This is a genomic window from Aeromicrobium sp. CnD17-E (genome assembly GCF_024124745.1).
Classification (GTDB): domain Bacteria; phylum Actinomycetota; class Actinomycetes; order Propionibacteriales; family Nocardioidaceae; genus Aeromicrobium.
On the sequence record NZ_JAMXRU010000052.1, the window covers coordinates 1 to 21,818 of the forward strand.

The following is a 21,818-nucleotide window of genomic DNA, read 5'->3' on the forward strand; positions in this document are numbered from 1 at the left end:
CCCTGCTCCTCGACGGTCGGCTCGTCGACCGGGGTCGGCTCGGGCTCGACCGGCGCGCCCGGGCGTGCCACCGGACGACGCACGACCTTCTTCGCCGGGACGGGCGGCCGGGCCGCGCCCGGCGTCGACTCCCCCGCGATCCTGCGACGCTTCTTCGGTCCCTCGGGCGTGCTCACTGACCCTCCTGCGACGCGGACGGCGAGGCCGACGGCGACGGCGTCGCGCCACCCGAGCCGGGATCGGTGGACGCGTCGAGCGGCACCACCGTGTCGAACTGGCTGACCCGCCAGTCGCCGTCGGACTTGGACAGCGTGACCTTCCAGCGGAACCGGCGCTGCACGGCGGTCTCTTCGGACGACGTCGTGATCGACGCGTCGACGGCGACGATCGCGATGGCGGAGTCCTTGTCGATCGAGTCGACGGCGACGGCGAGCACGTTGGCGTCGCCGCTCTTCTGGTCCTTGGACTCCAGGGCGCCGAAGACCGCGTTCGTGACGCGCACGAACTCCTTGTCGTACGCCGGCGTCAGCAGCGGCTTCATCCGCTCCTGGTAGCTCGCGAGGTCGGCGACGTCGTAGGTGTTGTACGTCGTCGCGAAGTCGTTGACGCGTGCCACGACGGCGTCGCGCTCGGCGTCCTCGCCACCTCCCACGAAGCGCGGCACGAGCAGCCCGGCCACGCCGACGAGCACGCCGAGGACGGCGATGACGACGAGGGGGGTGGAGCTCCTGCGCGTGGTCAGCGGATCGCCGGTCCGAGCAGCAGCCACGTCCACGAGTCCTTTCCGGAGGCGTCGGCCCCGGTTCCCACGGCGGCCCGATCACGGTTGATCACGGTCTTGTCGGGCCCGCGCGGGACCTTGTCCTTGACGATACAGCCGGCGTCCACGTCGAACTGCATGTCGTAGATCTCGATCGGCTCACGCCGCGGTCGCTGCCCGTTGTCGTCCTCGTCGCACGGCTTGGGGTTGCTCGTGTCGGTCGGATTCGTGATCACGAGGCCGAAGCGGGCGTCCCACTCACCCTCCGTGCTCTTGCTCGGCGCGACGACGCTGAACGTGCCCTCGAGAACGTACGGGTAGATGATGGCGAGCGCCTTGAGGCTCTTGGAGTTGCGGGCCAGCGGCTCGGTCGCGCTGCGCAGGTCGGCGAAGATCGTCCGCAGCTGCGCGGCGTTCTCGGCGACCGTGTCGTTGACGGTCTTGGCCGCCGACGGTCCCTCGTCGACCAGACGTCGCAGGTCGCCGTCGGACTCGACGAGCGTGTCCGAGAGCAGCGCCAGGTTCTTGGCGAAGGTCTCGAGCTGGGGCTGCTTGTCGATCTGCGTCTGCAGGACGCCCGAGGAGCTGCGGATGAGTCGCTGCGTCACGCCGAGGTTCTCCTGTGCCGCGGTGATGAACTCCGAGGACGTGTCGAGGATGCGCTCGAGGTCGGGTCCGGTGCCCTCGAACGCGGTGCCGAGCTCGTCGACGACGGTCTTGAGGCTGCGGGTGTCGATGCTGGAGACGAAGGAGTTCAGGTTGAGCAGGAGGGTGGTGGTGTCGATCGGGATGCGCGTGTCCGAGCGCGGGATGGTGGTGCCCGCCTTCAGGTACGGCGCCTCGTTGGTACGAGGGGACAGGTCGACGTACTGCTCGCCGATGGCCGACTTGTTGGCCACGGTGGCCACGACGTCGGAGGAGATCTTCGGCGCGTCCTTGTTGATGTCGAGCACCACGTCCACGCCGTCCTCGGTGAACTTCAGCTGCTTCACCTTGCCGACCGCGATGCCGCGGTAGGTCACCTCGGCGCCGGCGAAGATGCCGCCGGAGTCGGCGAAGTCGGCCGTGACCGGGAAGGTGCGGTCGACGAACAGCCGGTCGAGCTGGGCGTACTTGCCGCCGACGAACGTCGCGCCGAGGGCGACGATGATCGCGAAGATCACCAGCTGGATCTTGGTCAGGCGAGTGATCATCGCTGCACCACCGGTCCGAGCACCAGCCGCGCGACGTCCTCGGTCTGCGTGGCCATCAGCTCACTCGTCGTCGTGACCCGGCAGTTGCCGAGCAGGGAACAGATACCGCCTCCACCGCCGGAGGAGGACGATCCTCCGCGGGAGGAGCTGGACGCCGACGGGGACGCGCTGGCCGACGGCGACGGCTGCGCGCCGCCACCGCCTGAGGTGCCCGGCAGCGACGGCAGGCCGGTGTCGCCCTGGCTGGTCAGGCCCTCGACCAGCTCGACGAGCTGGTTCGCGGGCGCGCCGGCCGAGCCGGACCCCGACCCGCCCGAGGCGGGGCTCGAGGACCCGGTCGACCTCGGGGAGCCGAGCGTGCTGCCGAGCGACAGCAGGCCCTCCACGAGGTTCGTGAGCTGGCCGGTGTTCAGCGACAGGTTGATGTCGAGGTTCATGTAGTCGCCGTAGCAGGCGCCCTCGGCGACCTGCTTGCGCAGCAGGGCGTTGTTCTGCGTGGCCGGGACCGCGGGGTCGTAGGCCGTGCAGGGGCTGCTCGCACGTGCCGGCGAGCCGCCGGCGATCGCGTCGGTGAACGGGTAGGTGAAGATCAGCTGGCTCGCCGTCGCGAGGTCGTCGCCGGCGTTCGCGAGCTCACGCAACGTGGGCTCGAGGTCGCGCAGCACGGCCAGCGTGTCGTCCTTGGAGCGTCGGATGACGCCCGTCGCGGTGTCGCTCAGCCGGTCCAGCGACTGCAGCAGGCCGACCAGGTCGTCCCGCTGCGCGTCGAGGGTGCGCAGGGCCTCCGGCAGCTCGTCGAGCGCCTGGGTGATCGCACCCTCCTGCGCCTTCGTCGCCTTGGCCAGGTTGTCGACCTTCTCCAACGCGGTCAGGATCTCGCCCTTGTTCTCGTCGAGCTGGCCGATGAAGGTCGTCGTGCTCTGCAGCAGCTGCTTGACCTCGGGCTCGTTGCCGTCGAGCGTCTTGTTGAGCTCCTTGACGATGGTGTTCGTCTTCTCGAGACCACCGCCGTTGAAGAGCAGCGAGGCCGCGCCCAGCACCTCCTCGATGTCGGGGTTGCGCCCCGAGCGGTCGAGCGGGATGCGGTCACCGTTGCCGAGCGTGCCCTCCCCGCCCGTGGACGGCGGAGCCAACGAGACGAACTTCTCGCCCAGCAGGCTGGTCTGGCGGATCTGCGCCTCGGCGTTGTCGGGCAGCTTGACGTCGCGGTTGATCTCGAGCGTCGCGGTGGCCGTCCAGCCGTCGAGTCGGATCTTGGTGACCTTGCCGACCGCGATGTCGTTGACCCGCACGGCGCTCTGCGGCACCAGGTCGAGGACGTCGCGGAACTGGACGGTCACGGTGTACGGGTCGGACCCGAGGTCCGCACCGCCGGGCAGCGGCAGCTCGTAGGGCGAGAAACCGCAGCCCGACAGGAGCACGGCGCTCCCGGCGGTCACGGCAGCGGCCCGCAGGCCACGTCGGCGCACGCTCATCGCTCCACCCCCAGCATCTGCGACAGCGACGTGTCGGTCCGGTCCGGCGACGGCGCGTTGGCCACGGCGGCGCGCGGCAGCGGCAGTCCGCCGGTGATCGGCTTGAGGAGGTCGTCGAGCACGCCGCCCAGGACGTCGCACGGCTCCTTGACGTCGATCGGCAGGTTCTCGCTGATGTTGCACAGCAGGTCGCCCGGGTCCTCCACGGCCCCCAGCAGCAGCTGGAGCACGTCGGCGTGGTTGTCGAGCGTGCCCGTGTTGCCGTTGTACGCGAGGGAGACGTTCGACAGGGCCGTCGGCGCGCTGATCGTGAACTGCTCGAGGTCCTTCTGGTGGTCGCCGAGCACGCGCGCGACCGTCGACAGCTGCTTGACGTTGCCCCGCAGCTCCGAGCGGTTCTCGCGCACCAGCCGGCGGACCTCGATCAGTGCGTCACCGAGGGCCTTGATGGTGGCCTGCAGGTCCTCGCGCTCGCCCGCCAGGACGGTCGAGACCTGGGCGGTGCTGTCGAAGAAGTCGCGCACCGACTGGTCGTTGGTCTGCAGGAGCTGGACGAACTGGTCGACCTCGCGCATGCTGCCGAACAGCTCGTCCTTGTTGTCGGAGAGCGTCTGGCTGAGCTTGCCGAAGTTGCGCAGCGTCTCGTTGACCTGGGCACCCTGGCCGTCGAGCTGCTTCGCGGTGTCGCGGACGAGGTCGCTGACGGCGCCGTTGCGGTTGGCGCCGTCGGGGCCGAGCGCCACCGAGAGGTCGTCGAGGGACTTGTAGACCTGGTCGAGCTCGACCGGGACGGCCGTGCGGCTGACGCCGAGGCGCGCACCGTCCTTGAGGACCGCTCCCCCGTCGTAGGCCGGGGCGAGCTGGACGAAGCGGTCTCCGACGATCGACGGGGAGACCACGACGGCCTTCACGTCGTCGGGCAGCTTGACCGAGGCGTCGTAGGAGATGGTGGCGCGCACGGTCTTGCCGCGGGGCACCAGCGTGTCGACGGTCCCGACGGCCACCCCGAGGATGCGGACGTCGGACCCCTCGTACAGCGAGTTGGTCTGGGTGAAGTCGACCGTGATGGTCTTCTTCGCGTCGCGCTGCCCGAAGACGATCACGAGCCCGACCACGAGCACGAGGGCCACGAGCACCGTGAGGATGCGTGCAGCACCGGCGAGCCTGCTCATCCTGCCCCTCCGATCTTGACGTACGTGTCGAACCAGGGCCCGTTGCCGAGCGCGTTGGCGAAGACCCGCAGGAAGCCGGGCATCACGGTCAGCGCGCGGTCGAGGCTCTGCTCGTTGCGGGCCAGCATGGTGGTGACGGTGCGCAGCTGGCGCAGCGCCGGCTGCAGGTCGGCCTCGGTGTCCTTGACCAGGCCGGTCAGCTGGGCGGAGATCTCCTGCGTCGAGACGAGGAGGCGGTGGATCGCCTCGCGCCGTGCGCTGATCGCGTCGAAGAGCACCGACGAGTCCTTCACGAGCGCGACGAGCTGGTCGTCGCGGGCGTTGATGACGCCGGTGACCTTCTTGAGGTTCTTCAGCAGGGTGTTGATCTGCTCGTCGCGCGCCGCGAGGTTGCGGGAGAGGTCGGAGACGCCGCGGATGGCGCCGCGGAACTCCTCCGGCGTCTGCGCGGCGACGTCGGAGAGGGTCTCCAGCGCCTGCGAGATCTGGTCGACGTCGAGCGCCTCGGTGGTGGTGCTGAGGTCGGAGAACGCCTGCACGACGTCGTAGGGCGGCGTGGTGCGCGACTCCGGGATCGTGCCGCCCTTCTCGAGGCGTCCCGAGCCCGACGGCTGCAGCGCGAGGAACTGTGCGCCGAGCAGCGTGCGGATGCGGATCTCGGCGGCGGTGTCGCGGCCGAGGCGGGTGCCCTTGTCGACCTTGAACGTCACCTTGACCTTGTTGCCGTCGAGCTCGATGTCGCGGACCTTGCCGACGGGGACGCCCGCGACACGGACCTCGTTGCCGGACTTCAGGCCGCCGATCTCGGAGAACTCGGCGTGGTAGGTGTCGCCCGCGCCGATGATCGGCAGGCGGTCGGCACGGAACGCGGCCACCAGCAGCATCGCGATCACGGCGAAGCCGATGAAGCCGATGATGACGGGGTTGCGCTCGCGGAACGGCTTCATGACGCGGCCTTCCCGTACTCGTTGCCGCCGGTACGGCAGCGGTCGCCGCCGGCCTTGAGCGAGCCGAGCTGCTTTACGAGGCCGTCGAGCAGACCGTCGAGCGGCGTGCCGGTCAGCTGGCTGACGTCGACGTTGAGCTCGCAGACGTAGAAGTTGAACAGGCTGCCGTTCGACGCCAGGTTGCCGAGCTTCTCCATCTTGATCGGCAGGATCTGCAGCGCCGACTCGAGGGTGTCGAGGTTGCGCTTCTTCGACAGGTTGCCGGTCAGCCGGCGCAGCTGCTTGACGTCGGCCGTCAGGTCCGGGCGGCCCTCGACGAGCAGGTTCGAGGTCTCCGTCGTGAGGTCGGAGATGGAGTCCAGCGAGCCGAGGATGGCCTCGCGGTCGCCCTTGAGCCCGGTGATGAACTGCTGCAGCGTGTCGATGGTCGCCGTCAGCTGCTGGTCGCGGCTGCCGATCGTGTCGAGCACGTCCGAGAGGTTCACGACGACGTCGCCGATCAGCTGGTCGCGGTCGGCGAGCGTGCTGGTGAGCGACGCGGTGCGGGCCAGGAGGTTCTGCACGTTGCCGGACTCGCCCTGCAGCGTCTGGACGATCTCGAAGGCGAACTTGTTGGTGTCCTCCGGCGAGAGCGCCTGGAACACCGGCTTGAACCCGTTGAGCAGCACGTTGAGGTCGAGCGCCTCCTCCGTGCGGTCCTGCGGGATCGTCGACCCGGGCGCGAGCCGCGACGTGTCGCCGTCGCCACCCTGGAACAGCGCCAGGTAGCGCTGGCCGACGAGGTTGCGGAAGCGCAGCTGGGCGATCGTGTCCTTCGTCAACGGCGTGGTCGAGCGCACCGAGAACGTCACGATGGCCTCGTCGGTGTCGTGGATCTTGACCGACTTGACCGAGCCGACCGAGACGCCGGCGATGCGCACGTCGTCGCCCTTCGCGACGCCGGTGACGTCGGAGAACACGGCCTTGTACTCGTTGCTGGCACCGAGGCTGCCGTTGCTCAGCGTGAGCATGAGCATGGCGGTGGCGGTGCCGGTGACGACGAAGAACACCGCGAGCTTGACGATCGCGCTGATCGACTCCTTGTCGAGCATCCTGCTCATCGGCTCACCTCCTCGGCGCGGACGGGCTGACGGCGGTTCACGGCGCCTTCACCTCCGTGCCCCGAAGGATCGGGCTGAGCAGCAGCGAGGCGGCGTCGGGGACCTGGTCCTCGTCGACGCCGGCCATCGCGGCGGCGAGGCTGCGCGCCTCGGCCCGCTGCTGGGGCGTGTCGGTGTCGGCCAGGCTGGGGTTGAAGAAGCCGGCCTCGTCGAGGCTGGACACCGCAGCGCGCTGGTAGTCGGCCTCGGTGCCGAACTTGCCGTTGTGGCTGTTGCGCACGCCGATCAGCTTGAACACCTCCGGGGACACCTCGAACGGGTCGGACTTGCTGTAGGGCCACTTCGACGGGTCGTCGGCGTTCTGCTTGAAGATCTTGAGGTCCTCGCAGACGGCGCCGATGGTGTTGGGCAGCTTCCCGCGCTTCTTGTCGGGCGCGTCGATGTACTCGACCTTGCTCGGGTCGGCCTGCGGGGCCTGCTCGATCTGCCGGTTGCTGGGGATGCGGGCGTTCTCGTCGAAGCCGAAGTAGGTCGGCTGCTGCGGCAGCGTCTCGAGGTCGATGTGCACCGTGTTGTTGCGCAGCACGCTGTTCAGCTTCGGCAGCACGGTGGCCATGCCGCCGGTGAAGCACGGGAAGCTGCTGGCGTACTCGGCGGTGACGCCGAGGATGACCCGGTTCTGCTTGGCCAGGACCTCGAGGTTGTCGCCGTTGGCCTTCGTGAAGTCGGTCAGCGTGTTCGCCAGGCGGGTGCCCTCGCTGTAGAACGCGGCGAGCTGGGTGCGCTTGGCGACCACCGTGTTGCCGGTGACGACCGTGTTGCGCAGCAGCCGGCCGAGGGTCGGCATCTGCGCGGCGTAGCCGTCGGAGACCTTGCCGAGCTTGGTGAGGTCCGTGACGAGCGTCGGGACGTCGGGGTTCAGGGCGGTCAGGTACTCGTTGGCCTGGACCAGCGTCTGGCCGAGCTTCTCGCCGCGACCCTCCAGGGCCTGCGAGACCGCGGTCAGCGTCGAGGACAGCTCGGCGGGCTCGACCGCCTGCAGCAGCGGGTAGAGGTCGTTGAGCAGCTGCTCGACCTCGATCGGCACCTCGGCGCGCGCGATCATGTCGCCGGCCTTGAGCTTCTCCGGACCGGCGTCGTCGGCGGGGATGAGGGCGATGTACTTCTCGCCGAACAGCGTCTTCGGGACGATCTCGGCCGTGACGTCGGCCGGCACCTCGTCGATGAGGTCGGGCTTCATGCCCAGCACGATGCGCACCCCGCCGTCGTGCGGCTCGACCTTGCGCACCTCTCCGACGATCATGCCGCGCAGCTTCACGTCGGCGTTCTCGGGCAGGTTGAGACCGGCGGTGCCGGTGTCGACGGTGACGTCGTCGGTGGCCACGAAGGTCTTGGAGAAGAACGCGAACGTCAGCCAGATGAAGAACAGCATGATCGCGAGCAGCGCAGCACCGAGGAGCTTGAGGCTCGTGGGGCGCTCGGCGAGCGGTGTGGCAGCCATGTCAACCCGCCAATCTGACGGTGACGGTCGTGCCCCAGATCGCCATGGAGGCGAGCAGGTCGACGACGTTGACCGCGACGATCGAGGTACGGACGGCGCGTCCCACGGCCACGCCGACGCCGGCGGGTCCGCCGGAGGCGTAGTAGCCGTAGTAGCAGTGGATGAGGATGACGACGACGGCGAAGATCAGCACCTTGCCGAAGGACCACAGGACGTCGCCCGGGGGCAGGAACGTCTGGAAGTAGTGGTCGTAGGTGCCGGTGCTCTGGCCCAGGAACTGGGTGATGGTGAGCCGGGTCGCGAAGTAGGAGGAGAGCAGGCCCACCACGTACAGCGGGATGACGGCGATGAGGCCGGCGAGCACGCGGGTCGTGACGAGGAACTGCATCGACGGCACGGCCATGACCTCGAGCGCGTCGACCTCCTCGGAGATCCGCATGGCACCCAGCTGGGCGGTGAAGCCGCAGCCGACGGTCGCGGCCAGGGCGATGCCGGCCACGATCGGCGCGATCTCGCGGGTGTTGAAGTAGGCCGAGACGAAGCCGGACAGGGCCGAGGTGCCGAGCTGGTCGAGCGCGGCGAAGCCCTGGATGCCGACCTCGGTGCCGGTGAAGAAGCACATGGCCACGATCACGCCGACGGTGCCGCCGATGACGGCCAGGGCGCCGGAGCCGAGCGTGACCTCGGCCAGCAGCCGCAGGATCTCGCGGCTGTAGTTCTTGATCGTGAACGGCACCGCGCGCAGGACGCGCAGGTAGAAGAGCAGCTGCGTGCCCATGCCCTCCAGGGCGGCTGCGGGGCGCTCGTAGAGCGCGCTGACCTTGGTCGCCATGCTCACATCCCCTTCGGCGGCACGAGCTGGATGTAGATGGCCGAGACGAAGAAGTTCACGATGAACAGCAGGAGGAACGTGATCACCACGGCCTCGTTCACCGCGTCGCCCACGCCCTTCGGTCCGCCCTTCGCGTTCATGCCCTTGTAGGAGGCCACGATCGCGGCGATGTAGCCGAAGATGACGGCCTTGACCATGCCTTGGTAGATGTCGGGCAGCTGCGCCAGCGCCGTGAACGACGCCAGGTACGCCCCTGGTGTGCCGTCCTGCAGGACGACGTTGAAGACGTAGCCGCCCGCCACGCCGACGATGGTCACCAGCCCGTTCAGGAATACGGCGATGAGCATGCAGGCGAGCACGCGCGGCACCACGAGACGCTGGATCGGGTCGATGCCGAGCACCATCATCGCGTCGAGCTCCTCGCGGATCTTGCGCGAGCCGAAGTCGGCGGCGATGGCCGAGCCGGCGGCACCGGCGATCAGCAGGGCGGTGGCGATCGGGCCGGCCTCGCGGACGACCGCGAGCACCGCCGCGGAGCCGGTGAACGACTGGGCGCCGAACTGCTTGATGAGTCCGCCGACCTGCAGCGCGATGACCGCGCCGAACGGGATCGAGACGAGGGCGGTGGGCACGATCGTCACCGTGACGATGAACCACGCCTGCGTCAGGAACTCCTTGAGCTGGAACGGACGCCGGAACAGCGCGACGGTCACGTCGAGCATGAAGGCGAACAGCCCACCCGCGACGCGCGCGGGGGCCGTCAGCTTGGTTGCGCTCACGCCGTGGCACCCGGCGCGAGGCTCATGTTCTCCTCGAACGAGCCGGGGGGCGGGGTGATGCCGTGCTCGCGGCACCAGGCACCCGGCTCGCGCTGACCCGCGCGCGGACGACCGTCGGAGGGCTCGAGCTGGCGCGGGATCGGCGGCAGCGGCGGCATGTCGAGCTCGGCCTCCGCGGCCAGCTCGGCGGCGTCCTTCTCCTCGGACATGCCGATCGGGCCGACGCGCTGGGCGTTGAGGAACTGGGCCACGACCGGCTCGGTCGAGGACAGGAGCATCTCGCGCGGGCCGAACATCGCCAGGTGCTTGTGGTAGAGCAGGCCGATGTTGTCGGGGACGGTGCGCGTGGAGTTGATGTCGTGCGTGACGATGAGGAACGTCGCGTCGATCTGCGCGTTCAGGTCGATGAAGAGCTGGTTGATGTAGGCCGTGCGCACCGGGTCGAGACCGGAGTCGGGCTCGTCGATGAGCAGGATCTCCGGCTCCAGGACGAGCGCACGCGCCAGGCCGGCGCGCTTGCGCATGCCGCCGGAGATCTCGCCGGGGAGCTTCATCTCCGCGCCCGCCAGACCCACGATGTCCATCTTGTCCATGACGATCTGGCGGATCTCGGACTCGGACTTGCGGGTGTGCTCGCGCAGCGGGAACGCGCAGTTGTCGAAGAGGTTCATCGAGCCGAACATGGCGCCGTCCTGGAACAGCACGCCGAACAGCTTGCGGATCTCGTAGAGGTCCTTCTCCTTGCACGTGGCGATGTCGACGCCCTCGATCCAGATGTGGCCCTCGTCGGGCTTCAGCAGACCGATCAGCGACTTCAGGAACACCGACTTGCCGGTACCCGACGGACCCAGCATCACCGAGATCTCACCCGCGGGCAGCGTCAGCGAGACGTCTCCCCAGATCAGCTGCGACCCGAAGCTCTTCGTCAGGTTCTCGACCTTGACCTCGACGCCCACGGACCCCTCCTCCACTCCAGCGCGACCCGGACACTCACCACGGGGTCCGGGTCGATGTGACCCGGACCACCTATTGTAACGACTCTGTGCGACGCCGGTTACGAGAACTCCCTCATGAGTTGACTCGTCAGTAACGTGTCGCAGGTCTCAGCGACCGTACCTCATGCAACTCGGGGTGACAAAGGTGGCATCCGTCACGTGGACGTCGCCGTCATGACTCGCCGGTCGCGCCGTCACCGGGCTGACGCGCGGGCCCGACGAGGGACTGTGGACCCGTGCACGGTGGGTCCGTGGAGTGCCGTCGGCGTCGCCCGGCGCCCGCGGCGATGTGGGTTGTTGTGGAGCTGGGCGAAGCCCCGGTGTGGGTGCGCTCGGGCCGTGGACCGCTGGGGGCGCAAGGTTCTGCGTCCGGGTGCGGGGACTCGAAGGATGCTGCGTCCGCTGCGGGTCCCGTCGCGGACGCAGTGACGTTCGCCCTGGGACACACGAACGCAGGATCGTGCGTCTGCGGGGCTGTGGTTTTCGGGCAGTGTTCTGCGTTCGCGTGCGGGACGACGCAGACACGTTCGGGACGTGCGGCCCTGCCGGGCGGACGCGAAGGACCCCCGCCGCACCCGGTGTCCCGGGGCGACGGGGGTCCTCGTCGACGTCGCTGCGGACGTCAGGCTGACAGCCTCAGATCACTTGAGGGTGACCGTGGCGCCGGCGGCCTCGAGGGCCTCCTTGGCCTTCTCGGCGGCCTCCTTGTTGACCTTCTCCAGGACGGGCTTCGGAGCGCCCTCCACGAGGTCCTTGGCCTCCTTCAGGCCGAGGCTCGTGAGACCGCGCACCTCCTTGATGACCTGGATCTTCTTGTCGCCGGCCGACTCGAGGACGACGTCGAACTCGTCCTGCTCGGCGGCGGCGTCACCGGCGTCGCCACCGGCGGCCGCGGGGGCGCCGGCAGCGGCCACGGCCACGGGGGCAGCAGCGGTGACCTCGAAGGTCTCCTCGAAGGCCTTCACGAACTCGGAGAGCTCGATGAGGGTCAGTTCCTTGAATGCGTCGAGCAGCTCGTCGGTGCTGAGCTTCGCCATGATTGGCGTCCTTTCGTTGGTGAGACCCCGAGGGGGTCCCGATGTGAATCGGGCGTTCAGCCCTCGGAGTCGGTCTCGGCGGAAGCCTCGACCTCGGGCGCCGTCTCGGCCACGGGGGCCTCGTCGGCAGTGTCGGCGGCGGGCGCCTCCTCGGCCTTCTTCGCCTCGAGGGCCGCCACGAGGCGGGCCGTCTGGGCGAGGGGGGCGTTGAAGAGCGACACGGCGTTCTGAAGGCTGCCCTTCATCGCGCCCGCGAGCTTGGCGAGGAGGACCTCGCGCGACTCGAGGTCCGCCAGCTTCTTGACCTCGTCGGCGTCGAGAGCCTTCCCGTCGAGGAAGCCTCCCTTGATGACGAGGGTGGTGTTGGCCTTCGCGAAGTCACGCAGACCCTTCGCCGCCTCGACGACATCGCCCTTGATGAAGGCGATGGCGGTCGGACCCGTCAGCAGGTCCTCGGACAGCTCGACCCCGGCCTCGCGGGCCGCGATCTTGGTCAGCGTGTTCTTGGCGACGGCATAGCTCGCACCCTCACCGAGCGAGCGCCGCAGTTCCTGCAGCTGCTTCACGGTGAGACCGCGGTACTCGGTGAGGACGATGCCGTCCGACTCGCGCAGGCTCTGCGTGAGCTCGGCGACGGCGGCGACCTTCTCCGCGTTTGCCATGGGTCTCCTTCAGGTGGTCGTTGCCTACGACCGACGCCAGGCAGGGATGCGCACGTCGGGAGGCTCTGGGAACCCACCACCATGAGGACACCTGCGCGGGCCGCCTCGTTCGAGGCACTTCACGGGACCCAGGTGGGACCCGACCAGCGGTCTTCGGCTGGTCCAGTCTACGCACGAGCCCCCGCAGCACCAAATCCGGTGCGACGGGGGCTCGGCGAGGGGCACCCAGGGACTCACATGGAGCCGGCGCCCATCTGGCCGAGGTCCACGTCGGAGATCTGGTCCTGTGCGGGCGCCTCGATGGAGACGTCCTCGCCCCACTTGCTGTAGTCCATCGTCATCGTCGTCCCGGAGAGGTCCAGGTTGATGCGACGCGGGAGGTTGTCGGGGCCGATCCACATCGTGTAGACGATCTCCTTCGGCAGCTGCGACGACGCGCCCGCGCCGGCCGCGCCCAGCTGGGAGACGATCTTCTGGGAGTCGACGCCGACGACGTACGGCTTCGCCTCGACGCCGTCGATCTTCTGGGCGGCGCCCTTCTGCTCGAAGCTGGTGATCGAGCCCTGCAGCTGCTCGATCTGCTTGGAGGGGTCGACGCTGTCCAGCAGGCCGCTGAACTGCTTGCCGATCGGGTTGCTCGTGTCGTTGAGGTCGATCTTCGCGAACTTGTTCTGCGTCATCGGGCCCATGTTCATGTAGAACACGCCGTCGACGAGGCGCATCTCGATGTCGCCCTGCGCGCCGGCGGACATCTTCATCGCCATCTTCGTGTCGGCGACGTCCTTCGCGACCGCGACGTCGCCGCTGGCCTTGAGCTCCTGGCCGCTCACGCCGAAGTCCATCTCGACGTGGCTGGTCTTCGCGTCCTGCTGGGCCTGGGAGACCTCGGTGAAGAAGTTGTCCTTCGTGAGCGTGGTCGACGCCTTCTCGCCCACCGAGGACGAGTCGCCCTTCGCCTGGGAGGAGTCGTCACCGCCGCACGCGGCGAGGGTGGTGCCGGCGGCGAGCACGAGGGCCAGCGCCGCGGTGGTCTTCTTGAGGCGAAGGTTCATGTTCGGAGCGTACCTGCCGCCTCGAGCGGGTGCGCGACGTGACTGCGTGAGCCCGGCCCCTTCGACGCACAGGACCCCCTCCGCCGTCGGCGGAGGGGGTCCTGGGTGGGACGACGCAGGCTCAGGCCTCGTCGGCCGCCGCGAAGTTGCGCAGGTGCGACGGGTCGACCGGCACGCCCGGACCCTGGGTCGTGGAGACCGTGATCTTCTTCAGGTAGCGGCCCTTGGAGCTCGCCGGCTTGAGACGCAGGATCTCCTCGATGGCGGCGCCGTAGTTCTCGGCGAGCTGCTCGGCGGAGAACGAGGCCTTGCCGATGACGAAGTGCAGGTTCGCGTGACGGTCGACGCGGAACTGCACCTTGCCGCCCTTGATGTCGCTGACGGCCTTGGCGACGTCGACGGTCACCGTGCCGGTCTTGGGGTTCGGCATCAGGTTGCGCGGGCCGAGGACGCGGCCGAGGCGACCGACCTTGCCCATCATGTCGGGCGTGGCGACGACGGCGTCGAAGTCGAGCCAGCCGCCGTTCACCTGCTCCACGAGCTCGTCGGCACCCACGTGGTCGGCGCCGGCCTCACGGGCGGCGTCGGCGTTGGCGCCGGTGGCGAAGACCAGGACCCGGGCGGTCTTGCCGGTGCCGTGGGGCAGGTTGACGGTGCCGCGCACCATCTGGTCGGCCTTGCGGGGGTCGACCCCGAGACGCACGGAGACGTCGACGGTGGAGTCGTAGTTCTTGCTGCCCGACTCCTTGGCCAGCGTCGTGGCCTGGAGGGGGGTGTAGAGGGCGTCGCGGTCGATCTTCTCGGCGACCGCGCGGTACGCCTTGCTGCGCTGTGTCATGTCTGGCTTCCTTCGGTGTGCACCAGGTGTGGTCTCGCGGGCCCAGCCGGCCCTGCCACGTGCTGCTGGTCGGGTGGGGTGGTCAGTCGGTGGTGACGCCCATGGAGCGGGCGGTTCCCTCGACGATCTTCATGGCCTGGTCGATGTCGTTCGCGTTCAGGTCCGGGAGCTTCGTCGTGGCGATCTCGCGGATCTGGTCCTTGCTGAGCTTGCCGACCTTGTCCTTGTGCGGGACGGGCGAGCCCTTCGCGAGGCCGGCGGCCTTCTTGATCAGCTCGGCCGCGGGCGGCGTCTTCGTGACGAACGTGAACGAACGGTCCTCGTAGATCGTGATCTCGACGGGGACGACGTTGCCGCGCATGGACTCCGTGGCGGCGTTGTACGCCTTGCAGAACTCCATGATGTTGACGCCGTGCGGGCCGAGCGCCGTGCCGACGGGCGGCGCGGGGTTGGCCTGGCCGGCCTGCAGCTGCACCTTGACGAGCGCTGCGACCTTCTTCTTGGGAGGCATTCTTCTTCGGGTCCTTCTGGTGGATGGGTGGTGCGGGTCGAGGAGGCGGACGTCGGCCGGGCCGACGTCGCGGTCACACCTTCTGGATCTGGGTGAAGCTCAGCTCGACCGGGGTCTCGCGACCGAAGATCTCGACCAGGGCCTTGACCCGCTGAGCGTCGAGGTTGATCTCCGTGATGGTCGCGTGCAGCGTGGCGAACGGACCGTCGACGACCATGACGGAGTCGCCCGTCGCGAAGTCGGCGAACTCGACCTTGGGGGACGAGGCCGTCTGCTGCTGCTCGGGGGCGTCGGCCGCCTGCTGGGCGACCTCGGCCTCCACCGCCGGGGCGAGCATCTGCTCCACCTCGGCGAGGCTGAGGGGCACGGGCTGGTGGGAGTTGCCCACGAAGCCGGTGACCGACGGCGTGTGGCGCACGACGCCCCACGACTCGTCGGTGAGGTCCATGCGGACCAGGACGTAGCCGGGGAGGACGGTGCGCTTGACGAGCTTGCGCTGGCCGTTCTTGATCTCGGCGACCTCCTCCGTCGGGACCACGATCTCGAAGATGTAGTCCTCGGCGTTCAGGGAGGTGATGCGGTTCTCGAGGTTCGCCTTGACCCGCTTCTCCATGCCGGAGTAGGTGTGCACGACGTACCAGTCACCGAACTGGCTGTGCAGGCGCTCGCGGAACTCCGCCAGCGCGTCGACCGGGGCGGCGTCGACCGGGGCGTCGGCCTCGAGGTCGGCGTCGACCTCGGCCTCGTCGGCCTGGTCGGCGTCGACCGTCTCGTCGGGTGCGTCGAGCGTGTCGAGGTCGTCGGTGGTCTCCTCGACCTCGGGCGCCTCGTCGGCGGCCTCGACGTCGGAGAGCTCCTCGACCTCGACGGGGCTCGTCTCGGGGGACTGTTCAGTCACAAGGTTCCTCTGCGGGTGTGCGTCTGGGGTTCACGCGAAGACGGCGAACATCGCCTTGCCGAACCCGTAGTCCAGGCCGGCGACGAACGCCATCATGATCAGGACGAAGACGAGCACGACGAAGAAGTAGTTGACGACCTGCGGTCGCGTGGGCCACACGACCTTGCGCAGCTCCGCGACGACCTGGCGGTAGAAGGTCAGCGGGGAGGTGCGCCGCTCCTTCGTGGCCGACGTCTCGTGGCTCTCGCTCACGGTGTTCCCTTCGTTGGATCGTGCTGGTCTGGTGGTGCGTCGTGCTGGCACGGCACGAGGGACTTGAACCCCCAACCTTCGGTTTTGGAGACCGATGCTCTGCCAGTTGAGCTAGTGCCGTCTGCCGGTGACCCTGGCCGACCACGCCCGTCCTGCACGCAGGGACGAGGGCATGACGAGACAGCGTGACTTTCTCACCGGTCCGACCAGTGTACGGGGTGGGAGGCGGCGGAGTCGAACCGCCTCGGGACGGACGGGGCGGTGCGCTGCCCGCGACGTCGTCGACGTCGCTGGTGCGCCGCGTGCGGTGGGTCTCGTCCTGCTGCTGCGCTGCCTCGGCTGGTGCTGCGCTCCGCCCCCGAATGGGCCTCGACCGGCGGAGACCGAGCCCAGCGTGCGCCGAGGCGGCGCAGCGGCGAGGTCACGCCGACGGCGAGCAGCGCACCAGCAGGGCCACGACCCCCGCCACCGACGCGCCGACGACGTCACGCCCCCGCGTGAACACAATGTGCGCGACTGGCCGGTAACCGGCGGGCGGGCGTATGACTGGGGATCGTGACCCACTCGACGACCGAGAGCGCGGTCGGGGCCTCCCCCGCGCCGAACGTGTCCCACTCCATCACCGTCCGCCTGGAGGTGCCCGCCGGCGGCACCGCCGTCGGCCACCTCACGACCACGGTCGAGCAGAGCGGCGGCGTCGTGACCGCGCTCGACGTCGCGGCGTCGCGCGGCGACGCGCTGCGCATCGACCTCACGATCGCGGCCGGCGACACGCACCACGCCGACCGCATCACCGACGCGCTGCGCGCGATCCCCGACGTCGAGGTCAAGAAGGTCTCCGACCGCACGTTCCTCATGCACCTCGGCGGCGTCATCGAGACCGCGTCGAAGCACGCCCTGCGCAACCGCGACGACCTGTCGATGGTCTACACGCCCGGCGTCGCGCGCATCTGCCAGGCGATCGCCGCCGACCGCGAGGACGCCCGCCGGCTCACCATCAAGCGCAACAGCGTCGCCGTCGTCACCGACGGGTCGGCCGTGCTCGGTCTCGGCAACATCGGCCCGCACGCCGCCCTGCCGGTCATGGAGGGCAAGGCCGCCCTGTTCAAGACCTTCGGCGGGATCGACGCCTGGCCGCTGTGCCTCGACACGCAGGACGTCGACCAGATCGTCGAGATCGTCGCCGCCGTCGCCCCCGGCTTCGCGGGCGTGAACCTCGAGGACATCTCGGCGCCCCGGTGCTTCGAGATCGAGGAGCGGCTGCGTCAGCGCCTGGACATCCCGGTCTTCCACGACGACCAGCACGGCACCGCCATCGTCGTGCTCGCGGCCCTGCGGAACGCCCTGCGCGTGGTCGAGAAGTCGCTCGAGGACGTCCGCGTGGTGCTCGTCGGCGCAGGCGCCGCCGGCACCGCCATCCTGCGGCTGCTGCTCGGGGCCGGCCTGAGCGACGTCGTCGTGTGCGACGTGGACGGCATCGTCTCGACCGAGCGCGGCGACACCGACCCGACCCTCTGCTGGATCGGCGAGAACACGAACCCCCGCGGGGTCACGGGGACGCTCAAGGACGCCCTGCGCGACGCCGACGTCTTCATCGGCGTCAGCGCGCCGCGACTCATCGACGCCGCCGACGTCGAGACCATGGCCGACGACGCGGTCGTGTTCGCCCTGGCGAACCCCGACCCGGAGATCGACCCGTCGCTGGCCCGCCAGCACGCGCGGGTCGTGGCCACCGGACGCTCGGACTACCCCAACCAGATCAACAACGTGCTCGCGTTCCCGGGCATCTTCCGCGGTCTGCTCGACGCGCACAGCCACGGCATCGAGGTGCCGGTGCTGCTCGCGGCCTCGGAGGCCATCGCCGCGTGCGTCGAGGACGACGAGCTCAACGCTGACTACATCGTCCCGAGCGTGTTCCACCCGGAGGTCCACCACCGGGTGGCCGACGCGGTGGAGAAGGCCGCCCGCGCGGTGGAGAAGGCGCACGAGGCCTGAGCGGCGCGGGACGGCTACCGTGGCTCCATGAGTGCCGCGAACGCCGTCCCGTCGCCCGGCCGGACCGTGCGCGTGCTCGCGCTCGCGCTCTGCACGTCGCCCGTGGTGATGCTGGTCGCCGTGCTCGTGGTGCTGCCGCCGACGGAGGGCGAGCTGTCGCTGCCGGTCGCCCTGGGCGTGCTGGCGCTCGTCGCCGCGGCGTTCGCCCTGGCGCAGGTCGTCGGCTACCGCGCCGCCCCTCTCCCGCCCGGGCTCGGAGAGGCGGAGGCACGCCGACGCTCCGTCGCCGCGTACCAGACGCTGATGATGCTGCGGTTCGTCGTCACGGAGGTGCCGGTGATCCTCGGGATCGCCCTGGCGTTCAGCCTGGACCAGGGGCCCTGGCCGTTCGTGCTGGCCGTCGTGGCCGGCGTGCCGTCCATGCTGTTCCACGTGCTCGTGCGCCGCTCCAGCGTCGACCGCGTGCGCGCCGGGCTCGAGTCCGGCGGGGCCCGTTCGTCCCTCGACGAGGCGCTCGCCGCGTGAGGCCCGTCGCCACCCTCCCGAAGGCGCACCTGCACCTGCACTTCACCGGGTCGATGCGGCACGCCACGCTGGTCGAGCTCGCCGACCGCGACGGCATCCGTCTCCCGCCCGCGCTCGTCGAGGAGTGGCCGCCGCAGCTCGTGGCCACCGACGAGAAGGGCTGGTTCCGCTTCCAGCGGCTCTACGACGTGGCCCGCTCGGTCCTGCGCACCGAGGCCGACGTCCGCCGGCTCGTGCTCGAGGCCGCGGAGGACGACGCGCGTGACGGCTCGGTGTGGACCGAGATCCAGGTCGACCCGTCGGGGTACGGGGCCCGGTTCGGGGGCATCACGGCGTTCACCGACCTGGTCATCGACGCGGCCCGTGACGCGACCGAGCGGACCGGCACGCACGTGGCCGTCGTCGTCGCGGCCAACCGCACGCGACACCCGCTCGACGCACGGACGCTGGCCCGCCTGGCCGCCCAGTACGCGGGCCGCGGCGTCGTAGGCTTCGGGCTCTCCAACGACGAGCGCCGCGGCGACACGGCCGCCTTCGCTCCCGCGTTCTCCATCGCGGAGCGGGCGGGCCTGTCGCTCGTGCCGCACGGGGGCGAGCTGCTGGGCCCCGCGCACGTGACGCAGTGCCTCGACCACCTCCACCCCACCCGGATCGGGCACGGGGTCCGCTCCAGCGAGGACCCCGCGGTGCTGTCGCGCGTCGCCGACGCAGGGGTCGCGCTCGAGGTGTGCCCGACGTCGAACGTCTCGCTGGGCGTCTACGCCACGCTCGAGGAGGTGCCGGTGCGCACGCTCGTCGAGGCCGGCGTCGACGTCGCACTGGGTGCCGACGACCCGCTGCTGTTCGGCTCGCGCCTGGCGGGCCAGTACAACGTGCTGCGCGCCGCGCAGGACTTCAGCGACGACGAGCTCGCGACCCTCGCGGCGATGTCGGTCCGCCGCTCCCACGCCCCCGACGACCTCAAGGCCGAGGCGCTCGCGGGCATCGAGCGGTGGAGGACGTCGTGACCCCGCAGGAGCATGGCCGCGCCGAGCGGCACCCTGCTGCCGAGCGGGCCTACGCGACGGGGCTCGCGTCGGTCGTCGGCGGCCTGCTCGTGGTGCCGCTGCTGCTCGGACCCTGGGCCTGGTACCTGGGGGCCGGCGTGCTGCGCGACGTCGAGCGCGAGCCGGGACGCTGGACCGGGACGAGGCGTGCCCGCGCCGGAGCCGTCCTGGGTGCGGTGGCGACGACGGTCCTCGGCCTCGTCGTGCTCTCCCTCGTCGGCTGGGCGGCCGTCGAGCTGGTGGCACTACGCCGCGACACCGGCTACTGAGGGGTGGTCGAGGCGTCGAGGACCCTCCCGTGTCGTGCGCCCGCCCCGACGACGCTGCGTCCACGACCGGGTCCCGCCGAAGGCGGGGGCAGGTCTCAGAGGCTGCAGCCCACGAGCACCGGCTCGGGCACCAGGGTGACGCCGAACGCGGCGCGCACGCCGTCGCGGACCTCACGGGCGAGGGAGAGGACGTCGGCGCTGGAGGCCCCGCCGCGGTTGGTCAGGGCCAGCGTGTGCTTGGTGGAGAGGCTGGCGCGGCCGTCCGCCGTCGCATGACCGCGCTCGAACCCGGCGGCCTGGATCAGCCACGCCGCGCTCGTCTTGACGCTGCCGTCGGGCTGCGGGAACCGGGGCGCCGCCTCGGGGAGCCGCTGGGCCGTCTCGGCGTCGAGCACCGGGTTGGTGAAGAACGATCCCGCGCTCCAGGTGTCGGGGTCGTCGGCGTCGAGCACCATGCCCTTGGAGCCACGCAGGGCGAGCACCGTGCGGCGCACGTCGGCGAGCGGGGCACGGTCGCCGACGTCGACGCCGAGCCGCGTGGCGAGCTCGGCGTAGGCGATCGGGGCCGAGAGGTCGCCGAGGCGCAGCTGGAAGGCGACGGCCAGGACGACGTAGCGTCCCGGCTCGGCCTTGAACCGGCTGTGCCGGTAGCCGAAGCCGCAGTCGACGGCGAAGATCGTGCGCACCTTCTGCTCGGTGCGGTCGTACACCCGCACCCAGGCGACGGTCTGCGCGACCTCCTGGCCGTAGGCGCCCACGTTCTGCACGGGGGTCGCGCCCGTGGAGCCCGGGATGCCCGACAGGGCCTCCATGCCGACCCAGCCCGACTCGACCGCGAGGGCGACGAGGTCGTCCCAGGGCTCGCCCGCCTGCACGACGACCTGCGCACCGCTGCACGCGTCGGCCTCGACCTGGACGCCGCGGGTGCGCACGAGCACGACCGTGCCGACGAACCCGGAGTCGTCGACGACCAGGTTGCTGCCGCCCGCCACGAGCAGCAGCGGAGTCCCGGCGGCGTCGGCGGCGCGCACGGCGTCGACCAGCTCGGCCTCCGTCGTCACCTCCACGACGTCGCGGGCGGGACCGCCCAGGCGCAGCGTGGTGACATCGGCGAGCTCCATGCGTCGAGCCTAGGACCTCACCGCCACCAAGCCTCCCGACGGCCCCCGACTCCCCCCGTTTCGGAACACCATCGCCCGTTCCGTGCCCGGAAACGGGCGATGGTGTTCCGAAACGCGGGGACTGCCCGAACGCACGAGACCCCCGACCTGGGCGGTCGGGGGTCTCGGGAGGAACGAGGCTCAGCGGGTCTCGCGGTGGACCTGGTGGGTCTTGCAGCGCGGGCAGAACTTCTTGAGGTCGAGACGATCGGGATCGTTGCGACGGTTCTTCTTGGTGATGTAGTTGCGCTCCTTGCACTCGGTGCAAGCCAAGGTGATCTTGGGTCGAACGTCGGAGCTCTTGCTCGCCACGGGTCTGCCTCTTCTGGTCTGGGGGTGGTGCTGCCGGGATGCGGTAGCTGGGGCGGGACTCGAACCCGCGACACCACGATTATGAGTCGTGTGCTCTAACCACCTGAGCTACCCAGCCACGGAGGGACGAGTTCTCGTCTCTCAGAGCCCCTTTACGGAATCGAACCGTAGACCTTTTCCTTACCATGGAAACGCTCTGCCGACTGAGCTAAAGGGGCAAGCCGAGAAGCAACACTACAGGTAGTCCCGTGCAGGACGAAATCGGGGGTACCCCCCTCGGCCGTGACGCCCTCAGGGCCGGGACGCGCGCGCGAGACGCGCCGGCCAGAGCGGCCCGCCGTAGATGAAGCCGGTGTAGGCCTGCACGAGGTCGGCACCCGCGGCGAGCCGGTCGCGGACGTCGTCGGGCGTGGTCACCCCGCCCACGCCGACGAGCGCCACCTGCTCCCCCACGCGGTCGCGCAGGCGGCGCAGCACCTCGGTGGCCCGGTCGGCCAGCACGGGCCC

At 69.9% G+C, this 21,818-nt stretch carries 23 protein-coding genes, 3 tRNA genes and 1 pseudogene; 4 read left to right on the forward strand and 23 right to left on the reverse strand.

The features are described 5' to 3' along the window. Positions 1–172: 172 nt before the first annotated feature. The 18 genes from NH339_RS10980 to NH339_RS11065 form a co-directional block, all read right to left on the reverse strand. Positions 173–769 carry a hypothetical protein gene (locus tag NH339_RS10980; protein WP_253025246.1) on the reverse strand — a complete coding sequence of 199 codons (597 nt, stop codon included), beginning with the start codon at positions 767–769 and terminating at the stop codon, positions 173–175. Beyond that, complete coding sequence (locus NH339_RS10985; protein WP_253025248.1) at positions 739–1,953, reverse strand: MCE family protein; 1,215 nt, start codon at positions 1,951–1,953, stop codon at positions 739–741. The genes NH339_RS10980 and NH339_RS10985 overlap by 31 nt, the downstream gene beginning before the upstream one ends. Beyond that, positions 1,950–3,428: an MCE family protein gene (locus NH339_RS10990; protein WP_253025250.1), complete on the reverse strand. Its 1,479-nt coding sequence runs from the start codon at positions 3,426–3,428 to the stop codon at positions 1,950–1,952. Before NH339_RS10990 ends, NH339_RS10985 begins: the two co-directional genes overlap by 4 nt. Further along, on the reverse strand, positions 3,425–4,600 hold the full coding sequence (locus tag NH339_RS10995; protein WP_253025252.1) for an MCE family protein: 1,176 nt from the start codon (positions 4,598–4,600) through the stop codon (positions 3,425–3,427). The genes NH339_RS10990 and NH339_RS10995 overlap by 4 nt, the downstream gene beginning before the upstream one ends. Further along, complete coding sequence (locus NH339_RS11000; RefSeq protein WP_253025254.1) at positions 4,597–5,547, reverse strand: MCE family protein; 951 nt, start codon at positions 5,545–5,547, stop codon at positions 4,597–4,599. Before NH339_RS11000 ends, NH339_RS10995 begins: the two co-directional genes overlap by 4 nt. Then, complete coding sequence (locus NH339_RS11005) at positions 5,544–6,647, reverse strand: MCE family protein (protein WP_253025256.1); 1,104 nt, start codon at positions 6,645–6,647, stop codon at positions 5,544–5,546. Before NH339_RS11005 ends, NH339_RS11000 begins: the two co-directional genes overlap by 4 nt. Positions 6,648–6,684: 37 nt before the next feature. Next, a complete protein-coding gene (locus NH339_RS11010; RefSeq protein WP_253025258.1) occupies positions 6,685–8,148 on the reverse strand; it encodes an MCE family protein in 1,464 nt (487 codons plus the stop codon). A gap of 1 nt (position 8,149) precedes the next feature. Beyond that, positions 8,150–8,980: an ABC transporter permease gene (locus tag NH339_RS11015; protein WP_067854755.1), complete on the reverse strand. Its 831-nt coding sequence runs from the start codon at positions 8,978–8,980 to the stop codon at positions 8,150–8,152. A 2-nt stretch (positions 8,981–8,982) separates the two neighbouring features. Beyond that, on the reverse strand, positions 8,983–9,702 hold the full coding sequence (locus NH339_RS11020; RefSeq protein WP_083516566.1) for an ABC transporter permease: 720 nt from the start codon (positions 9,700–9,702) through the stop codon (positions 8,983–8,985). A gap of 53 nt (positions 9,703–9,755) precedes the next feature. Continuing rightward, the gene (locus NH339_RS11025) at positions 9,756–10,715 is read right to left on the reverse strand and encodes an ABC transporter ATP-binding protein (RefSeq protein WP_067854749.1); all 960 of its coding nucleotides are present in this window, start codon (positions 10,713–10,715) and stop codon (positions 9,756–9,758) included. A 680-nt stretch (positions 10,716–11,395) separates the two neighbouring features. Then, on the reverse strand, positions 11,396–11,791 hold the full coding sequence (gene rplL / locus NH339_RS11030; protein WP_253025260.1) for a 50S ribosomal protein L7/L12: 396 nt from the start codon (positions 11,789–11,791) through the stop codon (positions 11,396–11,398). A gap of 56 nt (positions 11,792–11,847) precedes the next feature. Next, the gene (gene rplJ, locus NH339_RS11035) at positions 11,848–12,453 is read right to left on the reverse strand and encodes a 50S ribosomal protein L10 (protein WP_253025262.1); all 606 of its coding nucleotides are present in this window, start codon (positions 12,451–12,453) and stop codon (positions 11,848–11,850) included. Positions 12,454–12,686: 233 nt separating this feature from the next. After that, positions 12,687–13,505 (reverse strand): LppX_LprAFG lipoprotein, encoded by an 819-nt coding sequence (locus NH339_RS11040; RefSeq protein ID WP_253025264.1) that lies wholly within the window; start codon positions 13,503–13,505, stop codon positions 12,687–12,689. A 121-nt stretch (positions 13,506–13,626) separates the two neighbouring features. Beyond that, the gene (rplA, locus tag NH339_RS11045; protein WP_067854716.1) at positions 13,627–14,343 is read right to left on the reverse strand and encodes a 50S ribosomal protein L1; all 717 of its coding nucleotides are present in this window, start codon (positions 14,341–14,343) and stop codon (positions 13,627–13,629) included. Between the two features lie 82 nt (positions 14,344–14,425). Further along, positions 14,426–14,854 carry a 50S ribosomal protein L11 gene (rplK, locus tag NH339_RS11050; protein ID WP_067854713.1) on the reverse strand — a complete coding sequence of 143 codons (429 nt, stop codon included), beginning with the start codon at positions 14,852–14,854 and terminating at the stop codon, positions 14,426–14,428. A gap of 73 nt (positions 14,855–14,927) precedes the next feature. Continuing rightward, positions 14,928–15,752, reverse strand: a complete 825-nt coding sequence (gene nusG / locus NH339_RS11055) for a transcription termination/antitermination protein NusG (protein WP_253025266.1) — start codon at positions 15,750–15,752, stop codon at positions 14,928–14,930. Between the two features lie 30 nt (positions 15,753–15,782). Continuing rightward, on the reverse strand, positions 15,783–16,004 hold the full coding sequence (gene secE / locus NH339_RS11060; RefSeq protein ID WP_067854707.1) for a preprotein translocase subunit SecE: 222 nt from the start codon (positions 16,002–16,004) through the stop codon (positions 15,783–15,785). Positions 16,005–16,049: 45 nt separating this feature from the next. Then, positions 16,050–16,125: transfer RNA gene (locus tag NH339_RS11065), tRNA-Trp, on the reverse strand. Positions 16,126–16,559: 434 nt separating this feature from the next. Here NH339_RS11065 and NH339_RS11070 point away from each other — a divergent pair. From NH339_RS11070 to NH339_RS11085, 4 genes are read left to right on the forward strand one after another with little or no spacing between them, the layout of a single operon-like run. Further along, positions 16,560–17,999, forward strand: a complete 1,440-nt coding sequence (locus NH339_RS11070; RefSeq protein ID WP_253025268.1) for an NAD-dependent malic enzyme — start codon at positions 16,560–16,562, stop codon at positions 17,997–17,999. 27 nt (positions 18,000–18,026) lie between these two features. Beyond that, positions 18,027–18,524 (forward strand): hypothetical protein, encoded by a 498-nt coding sequence (locus NH339_RS11075; RefSeq protein ID WP_253025270.1) that lies wholly within the window; start codon positions 18,027–18,029, stop codon positions 18,522–18,524. Then, positions 18,521–19,531, forward strand: a complete 1,011-nt coding sequence (locus tag NH339_RS11080; RefSeq protein WP_253025272.1) for an adenosine deaminase — start codon at positions 18,521–18,523, stop codon at positions 19,529–19,531. Before NH339_RS11075 ends, NH339_RS11080 begins: the two co-directional genes overlap by 4 nt. Continuing rightward, positions 19,528–19,839: a hypothetical protein gene (locus NH339_RS11085; RefSeq protein WP_253025274.1), complete on the forward strand. Its 312-nt coding sequence runs from the start codon at positions 19,528–19,530 to the stop codon at positions 19,837–19,839. The genes NH339_RS11080 and NH339_RS11085 overlap by 4 nt, the downstream gene beginning before the upstream one ends. Before the next feature lie 95 nt (positions 19,840–19,934). On the opposite strand, the gene NH339_RS11090 is transcribed toward NH339_RS11085, so the two are convergent. The 5 genes and pseudogenes from NH339_RS11090 to NH339_RS11110 all read right to left on the reverse strand — a co-directional run. Then, on the reverse strand, positions 19,935–20,960 hold the full coding sequence (locus NH339_RS11090; RefSeq protein WP_253025276.1) for a UDP-N-acetylmuramate dehydrogenase: 1,026 nt from the start codon (positions 20,958–20,960) through the stop codon (positions 19,935–19,937). A gap of 180 nt (positions 20,961–21,140) precedes the next feature. Beyond that, entirely contained in the window at positions 21,141–21,311 is a 171-nt protein-coding gene (gene rpmG, locus NH339_RS11095; protein WP_055964149.1) for a 50S ribosomal protein L33, read from the reverse strand. A gap of 44 nt (positions 21,312–21,355) precedes the next feature. Continuing rightward, positions 21,356–21,429 (reverse strand) — tRNA-Met (locus NH339_RS11100). 27 nt (positions 21,430–21,456) lie between these two features. Beyond that, positions 21,457–21,529, reverse strand: a tRNA-Thr gene (locus NH339_RS11105). A 73-nt stretch (positions 21,530–21,602) separates the two neighbouring features. Further along, positions 21,603–21,818: pseudogene (locus NH339_RS11110) on the reverse strand (dihydroorotate dehydrogenase (quinone)); the annotation flags it as partial.

Excerpts from the sequence above, each read along its gene's own strand:
- NH339_RS10985 (WP_253025248.1), bottom strand. The coding sequence starts at position 1,953 with ATGATCACTCGCCTGACCAAGATCCAGCTGGTGATCTTCGCGATCATC.
- NH339_RS10990 (WP_253025250.1), bottom strand. The coding sequence starts at position 3,428 with ATGAGCGTGCGCCGACGTGGCCTGCGGGCCGCTGCCGTGACCGCCGGG.
- NH339_RS10995 (WP_253025252.1), bottom strand. The coding sequence starts at position 4,600 with ATGAGCAGGCTCGCCGGTGCTGCACGCATCCTCACGGTGCTCGTGGCC.
- NH339_RS11000 (WP_253025254.1), bottom strand. The coding sequence starts at position 5,547 with ATGAAGCCGTTCCGCGAGCGCAACCCCGTCATCATCGGCTTCATCGGC.
- NH339_RS11005 (WP_253025256.1), bottom strand. The coding sequence starts at position 6,647 with ATGAGCAGGATGCTCGACAAGGAGTCGATCAGCGCGATCGTCAAGCTC.
- NH339_RS11010 (WP_253025258.1), bottom strand. The coding sequence starts at position 8,148 with ATGGCTGCCACACCGCTCGCCGAGCGCCCCACGAGCCTCAAGCTCCTC.
- NH339_RS11015 (WP_067854755.1), bottom strand. The coding sequence starts at position 8,980 with ATGGCGACCAAGGTCAGCGCGCTCTACGAGCGCCCCGCAGCCGCCCTG.
- NH339_RS11020 (WP_083516566.1), bottom strand. The coding sequence starts at position 9,702 with ATGCTCGACGTGACCGTCGCGCTGTTCCGGCGTCCGTTCCAGCTCAAG.
- rplL (WP_253025260.1), bottom strand. The coding sequence starts at position 11,791 with ATGGCGAAGCTCAGCACCGACGAGCTGCTCGACGCATTCAAGGAACTG.
- rplJ (WP_253025262.1), bottom strand. The coding sequence starts at position 12,453 with ATGGCAAACGCGGAGAAGGTCGCCGCCGTCGCCGAGCTCACGCAGAGC.
- NH339_RS11040 (WP_253025264.1), bottom strand. The coding sequence starts at position 13,505 with ATGAACCTTCGCCTCAAGAAGACCACCGCGGCGCTGGCCCTCGTGCTC.
- rplA (WP_067854716.1), bottom strand. The coding sequence starts at position 14,343 with ATGACACAGCGCAGCAAGGCGTACCGCGCGGTCGCCGAGAAGATCGAC.
- rplK (WP_067854713.1), bottom strand. The coding sequence starts at position 14,854 with ATGCCTCCCAAGAAGAAGGTCGCAGCGCTCGTCAAGGTGCAGCTGCAG.
- NH339_RS11075 (WP_253025270.1), top strand. The coding sequence starts at position 18,027 with ATGAGTGCCGCGAACGCCGTCCCGTCGCCCGGCCGGACCGTGCGCGTG.
- NH339_RS11090 (WP_253025276.1), bottom strand. The coding sequence starts at position 20,960 with ATGGAGCTCGCCGATGTCACCACGCTGCGCCTGGGCGGTCCCGCCCGC.